The organism is Neisseria sp. Marseille-Q2251 (genome assembly GCF_940793045.1).
Taxonomy (GTDB): Bacteria; Pseudomonadota; Gammaproteobacteria; order Burkholderiales; family Neisseriaceae; genus Neisseria.
The window spans coordinates 1-15,337 of the sequence record NZ_CALNWV010000006.1 but is presented as its reverse complement, the minus strand read 5'-3'; the positions used below and the strand labels follow the sequence as shown (position 1 = coordinate 15,337).

At 51.0% G+C, this 15,337-nt stretch carries 18 protein-coding genes and 1 pseudogene; 11 read left to right on the top strand and 8 right to left on the bottom strand.

The window, feature by feature from the left end:
• Window positions 1–69 precede the first annotated feature (69 nt).
• A complete protein-coding gene (locus AAG834_RS03910; protein WP_342031318.1) occupies window positions 70–729 on the top strand; it encodes a cytochrome b/b6 domain-containing protein in 660 nt (219 codons plus the stop codon).
• Window positions 730–804: 75 nt separating this feature from the next.
• On the opposite strand, the gene aspA is transcribed toward AAG834_RS03910, so the two are convergent.
• The 4 genes from aspA to ybaK all read right to left on the bottom strand — a co-directional run bounded on the left by aspA (window position 805) and on the right by ybaK (window position 4,835).
• Window positions 805–2,202: an aspartate ammonia-lyase gene (gene aspA / locus AAG834_RS03905; protein ID WP_342031317.1), complete on the bottom strand. Its 1,398-nt coding sequence runs from the start codon at window positions 2,200–2,202 to the stop codon at window positions 805–807.
• 328 nt (window positions 2,203–2,530) lie between these two features.
• Entirely contained in the window at window positions 2,531–3,406 is an 876-nt protein-coding gene (locus AAG834_RS03900) for a DMT family transporter (protein WP_342031316.1), read from the bottom strand.
• 160 nt (window positions 3,407–3,566) lie between these two features.
• Window positions 3,567–4,178 carry a DUF4870 family protein gene (locus tag AAG834_RS03895; RefSeq protein WP_342031315.1) on the bottom strand — a complete coding sequence of 204 codons (612 nt, stop codon included), beginning with the start codon at window positions 4,176–4,178 and terminating at the stop codon, window positions 3,567–3,569.
• Window positions 4,179–4,352: 174 nt separating this feature from the next.
• Window positions 4,353–4,835 (bottom strand): Cys-tRNA(Pro) deacylase, encoded by a 483-nt coding sequence (gene ybaK, locus AAG834_RS03890; protein ID WP_342031314.1) that lies wholly within the window; start codon window positions 4,833–4,835, stop codon window positions 4,353–4,355.
• A 229-nt stretch (window positions 4,836–5,064) separates the two neighbouring features.
• On the opposite strand from ybaK, the gene AAG834_RS03885 reads away from it, so the two are divergent.
• Both AAG834_RS03885 and recA read left to right on the top strand, forming a co-directional pair.
• The gene (locus AAG834_RS03885; RefSeq protein WP_342031313.1) at window positions 5,065–5,415 is read left to right on the top strand and encodes a RidA family protein; all 351 of its coding nucleotides are present in this window, start codon (window positions 5,065–5,067) and stop codon (window positions 5,413–5,415) included.
• Between the two features lie 261 nt (window positions 5,416–5,676).
• Window positions 5,677–6,723, top strand: coding sequence for a recombinase RecA (gene recA / locus AAG834_RS03880; protein ID WP_049227722.1), 1,047 nt, complete (start codon window positions 5,677–5,679; stop codon window positions 6,721–6,723).
• Between the two features lie 84 nt (window positions 6,724–6,807).
• On the opposite strand, the gene grxD is transcribed toward recA, so the two are convergent.
• Complete coding sequence (gene grxD, locus AAG834_RS03875; RefSeq protein ID WP_003758621.1) at window positions 6,808–7,119, bottom strand: Grx4 family monothiol glutaredoxin; 312 nt, start codon at window positions 7,117–7,119, stop codon at window positions 6,808–6,810.
• A gap of 292 nt (window positions 7,120–7,411) precedes the next feature.
• Here grxD and AAG834_RS03870 point away from each other — a divergent pair, with 292 nt between their 5' ends.
• The 4 genes and pseudogenes from AAG834_RS03870 (at window position 7,412) to AAG834_RS03855 (ending at window position 11,235) form a co-directional block, all read left to right on the top strand.
• Window positions 7,412–7,684: an ACT domain-containing protein gene (locus AAG834_RS03870; protein ID WP_019270481.1), complete on the top strand. Its 273-nt coding sequence runs from the start codon at window positions 7,412–7,414 to the stop codon at window positions 7,682–7,684.
• Between the two features lie 19 nt (window positions 7,685–7,703).
• Window positions 7,704–8,522 carry an NYN domain-containing protein gene (locus tag AAG834_RS03865; protein ID WP_049229202.1) on the top strand — a complete coding sequence of 273 codons (819 nt, stop codon included), beginning with the start codon at window positions 7,704–7,706 and terminating at the stop codon, window positions 8,520–8,522.
• A 54-nt stretch (window positions 8,523–8,576) separates the two neighbouring features.
• Entirely contained in the window at window positions 8,577–9,935 is a 1,359-nt protein-coding gene (locus AAG834_RS03860) for a PFL family protein (RefSeq protein WP_342031312.1), read from the top strand.
• Window positions 9,936–10,263: 328 nt separating this feature from the next.
• A pseudogene (locus tag AAG834_RS03855) lies at window positions 10,264–11,235 on the top strand (IS30 family transposase).
• A 29-nt stretch (window positions 11,236–11,264) separates the two neighbouring features.
• Here the strand turns inward: AAG834_RS03855 and era are convergent.
• On the bottom strand, window positions 11,265–12,191 hold the full coding sequence (gene era, locus AAG834_RS03850) for a GTPase Era (protein ID WP_342031311.1): 927 nt from the start codon (window positions 12,189–12,191) through the stop codon (window positions 11,265–11,267).
• A 67-nt stretch (window positions 12,192–12,258) separates the two neighbouring features.
• Window positions 12,259–12,978: a ribonuclease III gene (gene rnc / locus AAG834_RS03845; protein ID WP_003758637.1), complete on the bottom strand. Its 720-nt coding sequence runs from the start codon at window positions 12,976–12,978 to the stop codon at window positions 12,259–12,261.
• Between the two features lie 272 nt (window positions 12,979–13,250).
• Between rnc and AAG834_RS03840 the strand changes: the two genes are divergently transcribed.
• From AAG834_RS03840 to AAG834_RS03825, 4 genes are all read left to right on the top strand, one after another.
• Window positions 13,251–13,574: a DUF2185 domain-containing protein gene (locus tag AAG834_RS03840; RefSeq protein WP_107825616.1), complete on the top strand. Its 324-nt coding sequence runs from the start codon at window positions 13,251–13,253 to the stop codon at window positions 13,572–13,574.
• Between the two features lie 76 nt (window positions 13,575–13,650).
• The gene (gene ribH / locus AAG834_RS03835) at window positions 13,651–14,130 is read left to right on the top strand and encodes a 6,7-dimethyl-8-ribityllumazine synthase (protein ID WP_070515029.1); all 480 of its coding nucleotides are present in this window, start codon (window positions 13,651–13,653) and stop codon (window positions 14,128–14,130) included.
• 145 nt (window positions 14,131–14,275) lie between these two features.
• On the top strand, window positions 14,276–14,707 hold the full coding sequence (gene nusB / locus AAG834_RS03830) for a transcription antitermination factor NusB (RefSeq protein WP_003744263.1): 432 nt from the start codon (window positions 14,276–14,278) through the stop codon (window positions 14,705–14,707).
• Window positions 14,708–14,736: 29 nt separating this feature from the next.
• Window positions 14,737–15,087: a hypothetical protein gene (locus AAG834_RS03825; RefSeq protein ID WP_342031310.1), complete on the top strand. Its 351-nt coding sequence runs from the start codon at window positions 14,737–14,739 to the stop codon at window positions 15,085–15,087.
• A 167-nt stretch (window positions 15,088–15,254) separates the two neighbouring features.
• On the opposite strand, the gene AAG834_RS13775 is transcribed toward AAG834_RS03825, so the two are convergent.
• Window positions 15,255–15,337: IS3 family transposase (locus AAG834_RS13775; RefSeq protein ID WP_440363771.1), on the bottom strand; the 83-nt coding region annotated here is incomplete at its 5' end.

The following is a 15,337-nucleotide window of genomic DNA, read 5'->3' as shown; positions in this document are numbered from 1 at the left end:
TCGACTGTTGTTTTCACGATTCTACCGCCCCGTATAGGAACACTACAACCGCACAACAAGGAATATTTAATGAAACAAAAAGTCAAAGTCTGGGATTTGCCAACGCGCCTGTTTCACTGGCTCTTGGTCTTGTCAGTCGGATTTATGTGGTACAGCGCGCAGGCAGGCGGCGGGATGCTGGTTTGGCACTTGCGCTGCGGGCTGCTGGTGGCGGGGCTGATTGTCTTCCGCCTGTGTTGGGGCTTGTGGGGCAGCGATACGGCGCGGTTTTCGCAATTCGTGCGCGGCCCGTCGTCCATCCGCCGCTACCTGCAAGGCAGCCTGACGGAAAACGAACAGCCCGGACACAACCCTTTGGGCGCGCTGATGGTCATTGCGCTGATTGCGGCGGTTTTGCTGCAAGCGACGACGGGCTTGTTTGCCGCCGATGAAAACACGTTTACCGACAGCGGCTATCTGAACCATCTGGTCAGCTCGGACACGGGCAGCCTGATGCGCAAAATCCACGTCAATTTCTTCAACCTGCTGGCGGCATTGGCAGGCTTACACATCGTTACGGTCTTGGCGTATAAGTTTTTGAAGAAAAAAGATTTGATCCGCCCGATGATCAGCGGCTACAAGTATATCGAGGGGCAAACCGTTGCCTTGAAATTTGCTTCCGCCGCCAAACTGATTGCCGCCTTAGTATTCACGGCTGCGGCGGTGGCTGCGATTTTGATGTCGAAATAAGAATTTGAACAAATAGAAAAAGGTCGTCTGAAACGGCAATTCCGTTTTCAGACGACCTTTTCTTTATGCCCTATCTTACAAATGCGGGTTCATCAGGTTTTCGGGTGACAGGATGCGGTCGAGTTCCGCTTCGCTCAAGAGGCCGCGTTCGAGTACGACTTCGCGCACGCCTTTGCCGGTTTGGGCGCAGATTTTGCCGACCAAATCGCCGTTTTCATGGCCGATATACGGGTTCAGGTAAGTGACCAGGCCGATGGAGTTGAACACATAGCGTTCGCAGATTTCGCGGTTGACGGTAATGCCTTTGACGCATTTTTCGGCGAGGTTTACCGCAGCGTTGCCCAAGAGGGAGATGGTTTCAAACATACATTGCGCGATGACCGGCTCCATCACGTTTAATTGCAACTGCCCCGCTTCGGCGGCGAAGGTAATGGTGGTGTCGTTGCCGATGACTTTGAAGCAGACTTGGTTGACCACTTCGGGAATCACGGGATTGACTTTGGCGGGCATAATCGACGAGCCTGCCTGCATTTCCGGCAGGTTAATCTCTTTCAAACCGGCGCGCGGGCCGGACGACAAGAGACGCAAGTCGTTACAGATTTTCGATAATTTCACCGCCGTGCGCTTCAATGCGCCGTGTACCATCACATACGCGCCGCAGTCGGAAGTCGCTTCAATCAGGTTTTCGGTCAATTTGCAATCCAAGCCGCTGACTTCGGACAATTTTCTCACCGCCAAAGCCGCGTAGCCTTTCGGCGTGTTCACGCCCGTGCCGATGGCGGTTGCGCCCAAGTTGACTTCCAACAACAGGGCGCGCGTGCGGTTCAGATTCAAAATCTCTTCTTCCAGCAACACTTGGAAAGACTGAAACTCCTGCCCCGCCGTCATCGGCACGGCATCTTGAAGCTGGGTGCGCCCCATTTTCAAAACATCTTTAAATTCATCGGCTTTGGCGGCAAACGCATCTTTCAACAACGCCAGTTTTTCCAGCAGTTCGCCGACGCTGTAATACACCGCCAGCCTGAAGCCGGTCGGATACGCATCGTTGGTGGACTGGCTGGCGTTCACATGGTCCATCGGGTTAACGATGTCGTAGCGGCCTTTTTCGTAGCCCAATATTTCCAAAGCAAGGTTGGCAATCACTTCGTTGGTGTTCATGTTGACCGAAGTTCCCGCGCCGCCCTGATACACGTCAGACGGGAATTGGTCGAGGCAGCGGCCGTTGAGCAACACTTCGTCGCAAGCCTTTTCGATGGCGGCGGCGATTTCGGGCTTCACTGCACCCAGTTCGCCGTTTGCCTGCGCGGTCGCTTTTTTCACCATCACCATGCTGCGGACAAACTGCGGCACGTCGGAAATTTTTTGATTGGAAATTTTAAAGTTTTCCACCGCGCGCAAAGTATGGATGCCCCAATACGCTTCGGCGGGGATTTCACGGTCGCCCAGCAAATCGTGTTCGATACGGACAGTCATTTCTCTTACCTTCTCATTCGTTTGTTTATAAAGTAATGTGCATATGCAGGCGGAACATTAGACCGTTTTGCATGGGTTGTCTAGCTGCAAACGCGCCGTTGTTATCAAAGTATAGTGGATTAACTTTAAACCAGTACGGCGTTGCCTCGCCTTAGCTCAAAGAGGACGATTCTCTAAGGTGCTGAAGCACCAAGTGAATCGGTTCCGTACTATCTGTACTGTCTGTGGCTTCGTCGCCTTGTCCTGATTTTTGTTAATCCACTATAGAAAAAACATTCTGCAAGACAAAAGGTCGTCTGAAACCTTTTTCAGACGACCTTTTACATACTTACATCCCGACCAGTCCCCGTATCTGCGGCCAGTAAAACAAACAGGCGATGGCGCAGACGGCGACACTGATGCCTGCGGCGTTGATGCTGCTGATTTTCTCTTTAAACGCCATTGCGCCAACCAGCGTTCCCAAGACGATGACGCCGATGTTCATGCCTGCGAAGACCAGCGTCGGGTTGTCTTTCATCATTTGGTGGGCGGTAATGTAGGTAACGATGTTGGCGAAGTTCAAGCCGCCCAAGATAATGCCTCCGATTACGCCTTCTTTCGTCCATTTGGTCGATTGGGAGAAAAGGTAGCCGAACATCAAAATACCGGCGAGACTGAAGGCGACCAAAAGATTGCCGGAAAACGCCGTGCCGCTTTTGGCGAGCTGTTTGAAGAGGATGTCGATGATGCCGTAGCCCGCCCAAACGCCTGCGAGCAACATGATTTGCATGCCCAATCCGCCTGATTTCTTGCCGCCGTCTGCTTTCCACAACAGGCAGAACAAAGCCACAAACGCCAAAGCGATACCTATCAGCCGCCCTTCGGTCAACGCTTCGCCAAAAATGACGAACGCGGAAATAATCGGCAAAATCAAAGACAAACGTTGCGCTGCATCAGACTTGACGATACCTGCCGCATCAACCGCCTTGCCCATAATCACAAACACCGAAGGCAGTAACACGCCCAGCGCGCCGAACAGCCACCAAGTCGGCAAAAAGGCTTTCGGGTTGCTCAAATCGGGTTTCAACACCCAAGCCGTCAACGCCACTGCGACGATGTAGTTCACCGCCACCGCCTGCGCGACGTCGATTTTGTTCTTACGCGCCAATTTGAGCAATACCGACACAGACACGCTGCACAGTATGCTTGCCAATAAATAAATCATGTTTTTCCTTTGATTGAATGTGTCGGATGCGTGGACAAATTTTCAGACGACTTTCTTGGTGTCCTGTTTTGATATTTAGTTTCCCGCAAACGACCCATACAAAAATTTCAGACGACCCCGGGATGCGAAGGTCGTCTGAAAACAAGGCGGGCGGTTGCGCTTAGAACCAAGTATCCAAAGACATACGCTTGTTGTCCGTCAGTCTGACGAAACCTGCCGCCAGACGGTAAGCAAACCAAACCGATACCAAAAACAGCAACACAGAGTCGATGCCGATAAACGCGGTGATTTTACTCAAAACAAACCCCGCCAGACCGCCCCAGAAGGTTTTAATCAGATAGTCTGCGTGGTTATTATAAACCGAGTCTCCCATATCGCCACGTTTTACATACGCCAAAACGATGCCGGCAACAGGCATCACCAAGGTCGCAAATGCCAAGGCAAACAAGGCATACATCGCCATCACATAAGTCCGGTCGCCGTCTTGGCGCGGCGCTTCCGCCGTATGCTCGCTACCGGTCTGCTGGCTGGCGGTCTGCCCGCTTCTACCGCTGAATTCACGGAGCGACTCGTCGTACCATGCCCGACGTTCGGGATCGACCAGCGTATCGTAAGCCTGACGGATTTCCTTAAAACGCTCTTCCGCGTCCGGATTTCCGGGATTACGATCGGGATGGTATTTCATTGCCGAATCGCGATAGGCTTTTCTGATTTCTGCAATGTCCGCATCCGCCGAAATGCCGAGAATTTCATAAAAATTACGGTTTTCCATATTAGGGTGTGCCTCTTTGGTTTGTGTTTGCCAAAGCCCGATACCGTGAAATCACGCCAACAGGCTGTTTGACAGAATGAAAACAGATATAAAATCAGGCATTGTGTTCTTTTTATAAAACCTTCAAATCTGCCCGAATCTGCGTTTCCCGACTTAAAACCGTTTTGCATCCCTTTAGACGGCGACCTGTACATCCTGCGGATTCAAAGCCCGCAAAGCCTGCGGACTGATACCGATGATAAATCCGCGTTTGCCGCCGTTGATATAAACTTTCTCCAAATCCCAAATACTTTTTTCAACATACACAGGCAACTGGGTTTTCATACCGAAAGGCGTCGTCCCGCCCACCAGATAGCCTGTCCATTTGTTTGCCTGTTTCGGATCGGCAGGCTCGATGTGTTTCATGCCCAAATCGCGCGCCAGATTGCGGGTGGAAATCTGCTTGTCGCCGTGCATCACGACAACCAGCCCTTTCTTCGCTTCGTTTTGCAGCACGATGGTTTTGATCACCTGATGCTCGTCCACGCCGAACAACTGTGCAAACTGCCCTGTCCCGCCGTGTTCCTCATAAACATAAATATAAGGCTCAAAATCAATTTTATGTGTACGCAGGAAACGGACGGCAGAAGTAACCGGATAATCGGTATTTTTGCTCATGATGCAGTTCCAATATTATTCAGACGACCTAAACTCAATATGACAATGACGCGTAAAAATAGTTTCCGCATCTTTTCAAAAACAGCCCGCCTGCTGTGGCAGACAATCAAGCTGAATGTTACCATAAGCCCCTGCACAATACCCGTCATCTTATTCCGACCCAATCGGAAAACCGAAATCCGACGACGGAACAAAATACCCCATGCGCCCCAACTTCAAGGAATATCAAATGAATATCCGATACCTCGGTACGACCGAACGCTACTCCGAAGCCGTCTGCGCGGGAGGATTCGTCTTCCTCTCCGGCATGGTTCCCGAAAATCCCGAAGCCGATGCCAAAGCCCAAACCGAAAACGTTTTGGCACAAATCGACCGCTGGCTTGAAGAATGCGACTCCAACAAAGCACACATCCTCGAAGCCACCATCTTCCTGACCGATATGAACGACTACGCCGCCATGAACGAAGCATGGGATGCTTGGACAGCCCCCGGCCGTGCCCCAGCCCGCGCCTGTATCGAAGCCAAACTCGCCAAACCGGAATGGGCGGTCGAAATCAAAGTATCCGCCGTGTGCAAGTGATTGGATTGAGCAAGGGGTCGTCTGAAAACCGCAGTCGATTTTTCAGACGACCTCTGTAACCAAAGAATCCGCAATACTGATACTATCAAAAACTAGAAATATTTAATTTTATTAGAAACAGATAGTTATCTGAAAAATATCCAGCAAACCCGCCTATATTCCAAAATAAAAGCGAAATAAACCATACTTTTTCTTAATTTATGAGATAATAGCTAAACAAATTCTTAGCTAACTTCCTTAACATCAACCGAGAACAACACTATGTCAGACGAAAAAAGCAAAGCCCTAGCTGCCGCCCTTGCCCAAATTGAAAAAAACTTCGGCAAAGGTTCCATCATGAAAATGGACGGCAGCCAGCAAGAAGAAAACCTTGACGTCATCTCCACCGGATCGCTCGGTGTGGACTTGGCGCTCGGCGTCGGCGGTCTGCCGCGCGGCCGCGTCGTCGAAATCTTCGGCCCCGAATCCTCCGGTAAAACCACGCTCTGTCTCGAAGCCATCGCCCAATGCCAAAAAAACGGCGGTATCTGCGCCTTTATCGACGCCGAACACGCCTTCGACCCCGTTTACGCCCGCAAACTCGGCGTTAAAGTAGAAGAACTCTACCTCTCCCAACCCGACACCGGAGAACAGGCTTTGGAAATCTGCGACACGCTGGTACGTTCCGGCGGCGTGGACATGGTCGTTGTCGACTCCGTAGCCGCCCTCGTTCCCAAAGCCGAAATCGAAGGCGAAATGGGCGACAGTCACGTCGGCCTGCAAGCCCGCCTGATGAGCCAAGCCCTGCGCAAACTGACCGGCCACATCAAACGCACCAACACACTGGTCGTCTTCATCAACCAAATCCGTATGAAAATCGGCGTGATGTTCGGCAGCCCCGAAACCACCACCGGCGGTAACGCCCTCAAATTCTACGCCTCCGTCCGCCTCGACATCCGCCGCACCGGACAAATCAAAAAAGGCGACGACGTGATCGGCAACGAAACCAAAGTCAAAGTCATCAAAAACAAAGTGGCGCCTCCGTTCCGCCAAGCCGAATTCGATATCCTGTACGGCGAAGGCGTAAGCTGGGAAGGCGAACTGATCGACCTCGGCGTCAAATACGACATCGTTGAAAAATCAGGCGCATGGTACAGCTACAACGGCGCCAAAATCGGACAAGGTAAAGACAACGTCCGCGTCTGGCTGAAAGAAAATCCGGAAGTCGCCAACGAAATCGACGCCAAAATCCGCGCTGCCGTAGGCATCAACGTTGATATTACCGAAGGCAAACTGGACGACACCGATGGCGAACGTCCTGAGGAATAAACCCCTCTTGAATCTTGGTTAAAATGAAAAAGAGGTCGTCTGAAATATTTCAGACGACCTCTTCATGATTCCGCATCGGGCAAATCAAGCTTTCAGCAATTCTTGCAGCTCACCTGCTTCGTACATTTCCATCAAAATATCGGAACCGCCGACAAACTCGCCGTTCACGTAGAGTTGCGGAATGGTCGGCCAATCGCTGTATTCTTTGATACCTTGGCGGACGGCATCGTTTTCCAAAACATTCACGGTAACGTAATCAGTGCAGCCTGCGGCGCTGAGGATTTGTACGGCGCGTGAAGAGAAACCGCATTGCGGAAACTGCTTCGTACCCTTCATAAACAAAACAACGCGGTGGGTGGTAACAACTTCTTTGATTTGGTCGTGGATAGAGGTCATGGTTTAATCCTTATTTACATGAATCGGTTAATCGGAATTTGCGCCATTATACGCAAATTGCCGCATTTAGGTGCGTCTGTTTGCATACGCATTTGAACAACCTAATATCGGCTCATCAAAAATCTCGAGATTACAAACCTGCCGATTATCCTTTGCCCATCCTATTTAATTAAGCAGCCAACCAAACCGACAAAGCCTAAAAATTGTCAACAATCCAAGCGAACTTATTTTAAAGCGGTGCTATAATTTCCCAAATCAATTTTTCAGACGACCTCTACAAGGACCCTGACTTATGAATAATTCAGTCATCACCGTCATCGGCAAAGACCGCGTCGGTATCGTGTACGACGTTTCCGGCATTCTCGCAGAAAACCAAATCAACATCCTTAATATCAGCCAGCAGCTGATGGACGATTTCTTCACCATGATTATCTTGGTGGATACCTCAAAATGCCCCAAATCGCGGCAGGAAATGCTGGATTTGTTTGCGGAAGAGAGCAAAAAACTCGCGCTCGACATCCGTATGCAAAACGAAGAAATCTTCCAAGCCATGCATCGCATTTGATTTTAGGAACTCTAAAATTATGTCAAAAAATAAAATTAGTTTTAATGTAGCTGAAGAGAAATCTGCACGGCTGGCTGTTTTAATTGATGCTGATAATGCGTCAGCGCAAACCATTGATGCGATTTTAGAAGAAACAACTAAATTCGGTGAAGCAATGGTAAAACGCATCTATGGCAACTTTGTTGGTGACAACGGTAAATGGAAAGCTGTCATTAATGAGCATGCTATCAAACCTATGCAGCAATTCGCCTACACCACAGGTAAAAATGCCACTGACGGTTTTATGATTATTGATGCGATGGATTTACTCTATACCGGCCGTTTTGATGGTTTTTGTTTGGTATCTAGTGATAGTGACTTTACTGCACTGGCTATCCGGTTGAAGGAACAAGGTGTAACAGTTTACGGTTTCGGCAAAAAGCAAACGCCTGAAGCTTTCCGTAATGCGTGCAGCCAATTTATCTATGTAGAAAACTTGATGCCTGAACCCGCACAAAAAGAAACAGTAACCGATAAACCACAGAAACCAACAGAAAAACAGATTCAAACAGTCTCTCCCGAAAATGCTCAAGCTCAACCGAAAATTGCCGAACAACTTGAGAACAAACTACCGTTGGAGACTATACATAAAATTTTCGAACATGCGGATAGTGAATGGATGGCTATGACTGCATTCGGTGCCACTTGGAAACGCTTGCAGGTAGATTTTGACCCACGTAATTACGGTTGTAAGAAATTTACCGATTTAGTGAAAAAATATTCTGATGTGTTTGATTACGAGATGCGAAAAACTGCTGAAGGCACGCAAGAGCATATGTATGTCAAGCTTAAAGTCTAATCGAAGGTCGTCTGAAAATATTTTTCAGACGACCTGCAAGAAAGGCCGAACCCCATGAACAATTTCCACAGTAATGAAATACTTGAAACCGTCAAAATGGTTGCCGACCAGCATTTCGACGTCCGCACCATTACCATAGGCATTGATTTGCACGACTGTATCAGCACCGACATCGATGTATTGAACCAAAACATTTACAATAAAATCACCACCGTCGGCAAAGATTTGGTCGCTACGGCGAAACATCTTTCCGCCAAATACGGCGTGCCGATTGTGAATCAGCGTATTTCCGTCACGCCGATTGCCCAAATCGCGGCGGCAACCAAAGCCGATTCTTACGTCAGCGTGGCACAGACTTTGGACAAGGCAGCCAAAGCCATCGGCGTGTCTTTTATCGGCGGCTTTTCCGCGCTGGTGCAAAAAGGCATGTCGCCTTCAGACGAGGTGTTAATCCGCTCCATTCCTGAAGCGATGAAGACTACCGACATCGTGTGCAGCTCCATCAATATCGGCAGCACACGCGCCGGTATCAACATGGATGCGGTCAGACTGGCGGGCGAAACCATCAAACGCACGGCTGAAATCACACCCGAAGGTTTCGGCTGCGCCAAAATCGTCGTGTTCTGCAACGCGGTGGAAGACAATCCGTTTATGGCGGGCGCGTTTCACGGTGCGGGTGAAGCGGACGCCGTTATCAATGTCGGCGTATCGGGGCCGGGCGTGGTCAAAGCCGCGCTGGAAAATTCGGACGCGGTCAGCCTGACCGAAGTCGCCGAAGTCGTGAAGAAAACCGCTTTCAAAATCACCCGCGTGGGTGAACTCATCGGCCGCGAAGCCTCGAAAATACTGGGCATCCCATTCGGCATTCTCGATTTGTCGCTGGCACCGACCCCCGCCGTCGGCGACTCGGTGGCACGCATCCTTGAAGAAATGGGCTTGAGCGTCTGCGGTACGCACGGCACGACGGCTGCCTTGGCATTGCTGAATGATGCAGTGAAAAAAGGCGGCATGATGGCTTCCAGCGCGGTCGGCGGTTTGAGCGGCGCGTTTATCCCCGTTTCCGAAGACGAAGGCATGATTGCCGCCGCCGAAGCAGGCGTGCTGACGCTGGACAAACTCGAAGCGATGACCGCCGTTTGTTCTGTCGGTTTGGATATGATTGCCGTTCCCGGCGACACGCCCGCGCACACGATTTCCGGCATCATCGCCGACGAAGCCGCCATCGGCATGATCAACAGCAAAACCACCGCCGTGCGCATCATTCCGGTAACGGGCAAAACCGTCGGCGACAGCGTCGAGTTCGGCGGCCTGTTGGGCTACGCGCCTGTAATGCCGGTCAAAAAAGGTTCGTGCGAAGTGTTCGTCAACCGCGGCGGCAGGATTCCCGCGCCGGTGCAGTCGATGAAAAACTGATGGCTTGACCATGAAAAAGGTCGTCTGAAAACTTGCCATGCTCGTTTTCAGACGACCTTTTGTTTATCTGACTATAGTGGATTAACAAAAATCAGGACAAGACGACGAAGCCGCAGACAGTACAGATAGTACGGAACCGATTCACTTGGTGCTTCAGCACCTTAGAGAATCGTTCTCTTTGAGCTAAGGCGAGGCAACGCCGTACTGGTTTAAAGTTAATCCACTATATTTTCAGACGACGGCGGATTCGGATTTGAAGTGCAACTTTCCATAACAGAAAAAGGTCAGTATGCGGTAGCATACGGCCTTTCCTGCAAGAAAGATTGCCATGAGCTACACACAACTGACCCAAGACGAACGATACCATATCCAATACCTGTCCCGCTACTGCACCATCGCCGAAATCGCCAAACAGCTTAACCGCCACAAAAGCACCATCAGCCGCGAAATCAAGCGGCACTGCAACCAAGGACAGCAATACAGTGCCGATAAAGCCCAACGGCAAAGCCGGCTGACCAAACAGCGCAAACGAAAACCCTATAAGCTCGATTCGCAGCTGATTCAACACATCGACACCCTTATCCGCCGCTAACTCAGTCCCGAACAGGTATGCGCCTACCTGCGCAAACACCACGGGATCACGCTCCATCACAGCACCGTTTACCGCTACCTCCGCCAAGACAAAAGCAACAGCGGCACTTTGTGGCAACACCTCAAAATATGCAGCAAACCCTACCGCAAACGCTACGGCAGCACATGGACCGGAGGCAAAGTGCCCAACCGCGTCGGCATAGAAAACCGACCCGCCATCGTCGACCAGAAAACCCGCATCGGTGATTGGGAAGCCGACACCATTGTCGGCAAAGGACAGAAAAGCGCATTACTGACCTTGGTCGAACGCGTTACCCGCTACACCATCATCTGCAAATTGGATAGCCTCAAAGCCGAAGACACTGCCCAGGCAGCCATTAGGGTATTAGTATTAAAGGCACATAAAGCCAGAGTCCACACCATCACCATGGATAACGGCAAAGAGTTCTACCAGCACATCAAAATAGCCAAAGCATTAAAGGCGGAAACCTATTTTTGCCGCCCCTACCATTCTTGGGAGAAAGGGCTGAATGAGAACACCAACGGACTCATCCGACAATATTTCCCCAAGCAAACCGATTTCCGAAATATCAGCAATCGGGAGATACGCAGGGTTCAAGATGAGTTGAACCACCGGCCAAGAAAAACACTTGGCTACGAAACACCAAGTGTTTTATTCTTGAATCTGTTCCAACCACTGGTACCCTAGTGTTGCACTTGAAATCCGAATCCAAGGACCTACAAACCCAATTCCCTCAGGAAGCGCACATCGTCCGCCCAGCCTGATTTGACCTTGACCCAAACCTTTAAAAACACTTTGGTATCAAACAGTTTTTCCATATCGAGGCGGGCTTCGGTGGAGATTTTTTTCAGTTTTTCCCCGCCTTTGCCGATTAGGATGGCTTTTTGGCTGTCTTTATCGACCAATACGGCGATGTAGATTCGGTAAAGGCCGTTTTCCTCTTCTTCGAATTGTTCGATTTCCACGTTCATGGCGTAAGGCAGCTCTTCGCCGAGGTAGCGGAACAGTTTTTCGCGCACGATTTCGGTGGCGAGGAAACGGCTGGAACGGTCGGTCACCATTTCTTCCGGATACATCGGCACGCTTTCGGGCAGATAAGGTCTGAGGCGCGCGAGCAGATTGGCGATGCCCAATCCGTGTTTGGCGCTGACGGTTTCATGTCCTGCAAATTTGAATTCTGCGCTGATTTGGTCGATAAATTCCTGCAAACCGTCATTGCCCGCTTTATTTTTGTCGATTTTATTGATAACAAGGATAACGGGCGTGTTTGTCGGCAGTTGCTTCATCACGATACGGTCGGCATTGGTAAAGCGCATGGCTTCGACGACGAAAACGACGGCATCGACGCCGCTCAACGCTTCGGTAACGTTTTGATTGAGGCGGTCGTTTAGGGCGTTGCGGTGTTTGGTTTGGAAGCCAGGCGTATCGACGAAAACGAATTGGGCGGTGTCGTCGGTGTAAATGCCGGTAACGCGGTTGCGCGTGGTTTGGGCTTTTTTACTGGTAATGCTGATTTTTTGTCCGATAAGGTGGTTCATCAGTGTGGATTTGCCGACGTTGGGGCGGCCGACAATGGCGACGAAGCCGCAGCGGTAGTCGGCAGGATGGCTAGATTCGTTTTGCAGGAAGGTTTCGATGTCCATGATGGCTTTCTGTTTGAAGTTTCAGACGACCTTTTCGTATCCCTAGGTCGTCTGAAAAATAAATCGGCTATTTTTTTGCTTTTTTCAAAGGATGGTGTTGCTCAAGCCATTGCAGCGCTTCTTTGGCGGCTTGCTGCTCGGCAACTTTGCGGCTGCTGCCTTGTGCTTTGCAGATGAAGCCGAGTTCGCCCAAGTCGCATGAAATCAGGAACATACTGTCGTTGGCATGACCGATTTGTTCTTCGATGCGGTATTTGGGCAGGGCAAGGCGGCGGGCTTGGAGGGCTTCTTGCAGGGCGGTTTTGTTGTCTTTGCCCTGCGTTTTGAAATCGGCGCGTTTGACGCGTTCGGCAAACAAGTGTCGCACCACTTTCTCCGCTTCGGCGAAATCCGCGTCAAAGCTGACGGCGGCAAACATCGCTTCCATGGCATCGGCAAGGATGGAGGGTCGTCTGAAACCGCCGCTTTTCAACTCGCCCGCGCCCAAATAAAGCCCGTCGCCGACATTCATTTCCAAAGCGATTTCCGCCAATACGCCTTCATTGACCAAGCTCGCGCGCAAACGCGACAATTCGCCTTCGGTCAGCTTGGGGAACGCGTCAAACAACATTTTGGCGACGGTGTAGTTCAAAATCGAATCGCCGACAAACTCGAAACGTTCGTTGTTTTTCGCATGGTAGCTGCGGTGGGTCAGCGCCTGCTGCAAAAGCGCGGTATCTTTGAAATGGTAACCCAGTTTATTCTGAATGGCGGCATGCGCCTGCTGTTTTAACACATCTGTTTTCATGAGGACGTTTGTCTTTCTTCTTGCTTCGGCGTATCGGACGGGAGGCGGCGAAAATTCAACCTCCCAAACCAACCCGAATGCGTTTCGGCACTTCATGCAAATACGGAAACACTTTAAGGCTGCAATAGTCGTCTGAAATACAGTTCAGCCCGTTTCAGACGACCAGCATTGTACCATCAAACCTTAAGCGGCAAATATAAAGATACACGGTGCAGAGCCAGCCCTAATCATGATAAAATCCGCACAATTTTTACGGCACGCAACACACCACAATGAACAAATTTGCCCAAGCCCTCTCAGCCGCACTCGACCGCTGCATCGTGACCAACACGGTAGCCAAACAAGGCGAACCCGTCGGCTTCCTCTACCGCGAAGCCCCCGTTTTCGAAAACGACAGCGGCTGGCGTTTCTTCAGCGGCGACGAGACCGACGAATACACCGACGATCCCGACAATTTCAGCATCGTCAGCCTTTCCGAAATTACACAGTCCAACCCCGCCGTCGCCGCGCTGATAACCCAACCCGAAGGCAACGCATGGGAAATAGGCGATGACGGCGAGTTTCAAGCCGTTGCCGACTGGCAGCCGCAGGAATAAATCCCCCAATATCATTTTCAGAAAAGCCAAACGTCGTCTGAAAACCCGTTTACCGCTCAAAACACAAGGAAACACCATGAACATCATCGCCCCGAACCTCGACGGCGCACACCTGCGCATCGGCATCGTACAAGCCCGCTTTACCAACGAAATCGGCAGCGAAATGCTCAAAGTCTGCTGCCGCACCCTGCAAGAATTGGGCGTAGCCGACAACAACATCACCATCGCCACCGTACCCGGCGCGCTCGAAGTACCGCTCGTCCTGCAAAACATGGCAGCCTCCGAGCAATACGACGCACTGATTGCCATCGGCGTCGTCATCCGCGGCGAAACCTACCACTTCGAACTCGTTTCCAACGAATCCGGTTCAGGCGTAACCCGTGTCGGACTCGACTACAACATCCCCATCGCCAACGCCATCCTGACCACCGAAAACGACGAACAAGCCGTCGCGCGCATTGAAGAAAAAGCCGCCGACGCCGCCAAAGTCGCCGTTGAGTGCGCCAACCTCGTCAACCATCTGATTGAAGAGCAGTTTGACGACGAAGAAGAATAAGCCCGAACGCGAAATCCTCTGCTTTGCAGCATCTTGGTTTCGCTCCATCCGCCGGACAAACCGTTTTCAGACGACCCGTCATCCGACAGAGGTCGTCTGAAACATTCATTACCGCACCCACCGTGCCGCCAACGAAGGAATCCCCATGAAAACCCCACGCCGCCGCGCCCGCGAGTTAGCCGTACAAGCCCTCTACCAAGCCGGCATCAACAACACCGCTGCCCCCGAAATCGCCAAAAACATCCAAGACCAGCCCGACTTTGCCAAAGCAGACGAAGAGCTGTTCAACAAACTCTTCTTCGGCACGCACACCCACGCCGCCGAATACATCCAACAAATCCGCCCCCTGCTCGACCGCGACGAAAAAGACCTCAGCCCCATCGAACGCGCCGTCCTGCTGATGGCATGCCACGAATTGAGCGCGATGCCCGAAACCCCCTACCCCGTCATCATTAACGAAGCCATTGAAGTGACCAAAACCTTCGGCGGTACTGACGGACACAAATTCGTCAACGGCATCCTCGACAAACTCGCCGCCCAACTGCGCCCGAACGACCCGAAACGCGGCAACGTATAATCCATTGAGTAATCATAAAAGGTTTTTTAATGAAAATCGCACTCCGACTTCTGACCGCCGCCGCGCTGATGCTGTCCGCACCGGTCTTTGCGAAAACCCCGCCTCCCGGCGTTTACATGACCATGGATTCGCAGATGATCGGCATACTGAACAATGGCAAATATTGCATGGCTTTAAACAACGAAGTCAAAAACGGCAGCTGGCAGAAAACGCCGGACAGTCTGCAACTGGATGACAACAAAACAGTCATTACCGACAACGGCAGCGAAGGCTACACCATCAACGGAGAACCTGCCATGCTGATGAAAGGCGGCAACACCGCCGGCATGTGCGCCACCCTTAAGCGGCATGCCAACGAAAAACAACGCAACCGACAGTAAGCCGGCAAATATAGTGGATTAAATTTAAATCAGGACAAGGCGAGGCAACGCCGTACTGGTTTAAAGTTAATCCACTATAACTCCTGAAGCTTTCGCTTCCCCTACAAAAAGGTCGTCTGAAAACTGAACTGGCCCCCAAATCTTGGACACTCATAAAAGCCTATTATTCAGGCGCTCTGTGTAAGCTGGGTTCTGTATGCGACAGGACTCAGCTTTTTCAATTTCAAACTGCAACGCTCGCGGTTGTAGT

Bases quoted from the DNA above. Each gene is read 5' to 3' on its own strand.
- AAG834_RS03910 (WP_342031318.1), top strand. From the start codon at position 70: ATGAAACAAAAAGTCAAAGTCTGGGATTTGCCAACGCGCCTGTTTCAC.
- aspA (WP_342031317.1), bottom strand. From the start codon at position 2,202: ATGACTGTCCGTATCGAACACGATTTGCTGGGCGACCGTGAAATCCCC.
- AAG834_RS03900 (WP_342031316.1), bottom strand. From the start codon at position 3,406: ATGATTTATTTATTGGCAAGCATACTGTGCAGCGTGTCTGTGTCGGTA.
- AAG834_RS03895 (WP_342031315.1), bottom strand. From the start codon at position 4,178: ATGGAAAACCGTAATTTTTATGAAATTCTCGGCATTTCGGCGGATGCG.
- ybaK (WP_342031314.1), bottom strand. From the start codon at position 4,835: ATGAGCAAAAATACCGATTATCCGGTTACTTCTGCCGTCCGTTTCCTG.
- AAG834_RS03885 (WP_342031313.1), top strand. From the start codon at position 5,065: ATGAATATCCGATACCTCGGTACGACCGAACGCTACTCCGAAGCCGTC.
- recA (WP_049227722.1), top strand. From the start codon at position 5,677: ATGTCAGACGAAAAAAGCAAAGCCCTAGCTGCCGCCCTTGCCCAAATT.
- grxD (WP_003758621.1), bottom strand. From the start codon at position 7,119: ATGACCTCTATCCACGACCAAATCAAAGAAGTTGTTACCACCCACCGC.
- AAG834_RS03870 (WP_019270481.1), top strand. From the start codon at position 7,412: ATGAATAATTCAGTCATCACCGTCATCGGCAAAGACCGCGTCGGTATC.
- AAG834_RS03865 (WP_049229202.1), top strand. From the start codon at position 7,704: ATGTCAAAAAATAAAATTAGTTTTAATGTAGCTGAAGAGAAATCTGCA.
- AAG834_RS03860 (WP_342031312.1), top strand. From the start codon at position 8,577: ATGAACAATTTCCACAGTAATGAAATACTTGAAACCGTCAAAATGGTT.
- era (WP_342031311.1), bottom strand. From the start codon at position 12,191: ATGGACATCGAAACCTTCCTGCAAAACGAATCTAGCCATCCTGCCGAC.
- rnc (WP_003758637.1), bottom strand. From the start codon at position 12,978: ATGAAAACAGATGTGTTAAAACAGCAGGCGCATGCCGCCATTCAGAAT.
- AAG834_RS03840 (WP_107825616.1), top strand. From the start codon at position 13,251: ATGAACAAATTTGCCCAAGCCCTCTCAGCCGCACTCGACCGCTGCATC.
- ribH (WP_070515029.1), top strand. From the start codon at position 13,651: ATGAACATCATCGCCCCGAACCTCGACGGCGCACACCTGCGCATCGGC.
- nusB (WP_003744263.1), top strand. From the start codon at position 14,276: ATGAAAACCCCACGCCGCCGCGCCCGCGAGTTAGCCGTACAAGCCCTC.
- AAG834_RS03825 (WP_342031310.1), top strand. From the start codon at position 14,737: ATGAAAATCGCACTCCGACTTCTGACCGCCGCCGCGCTGATGCTGTCC.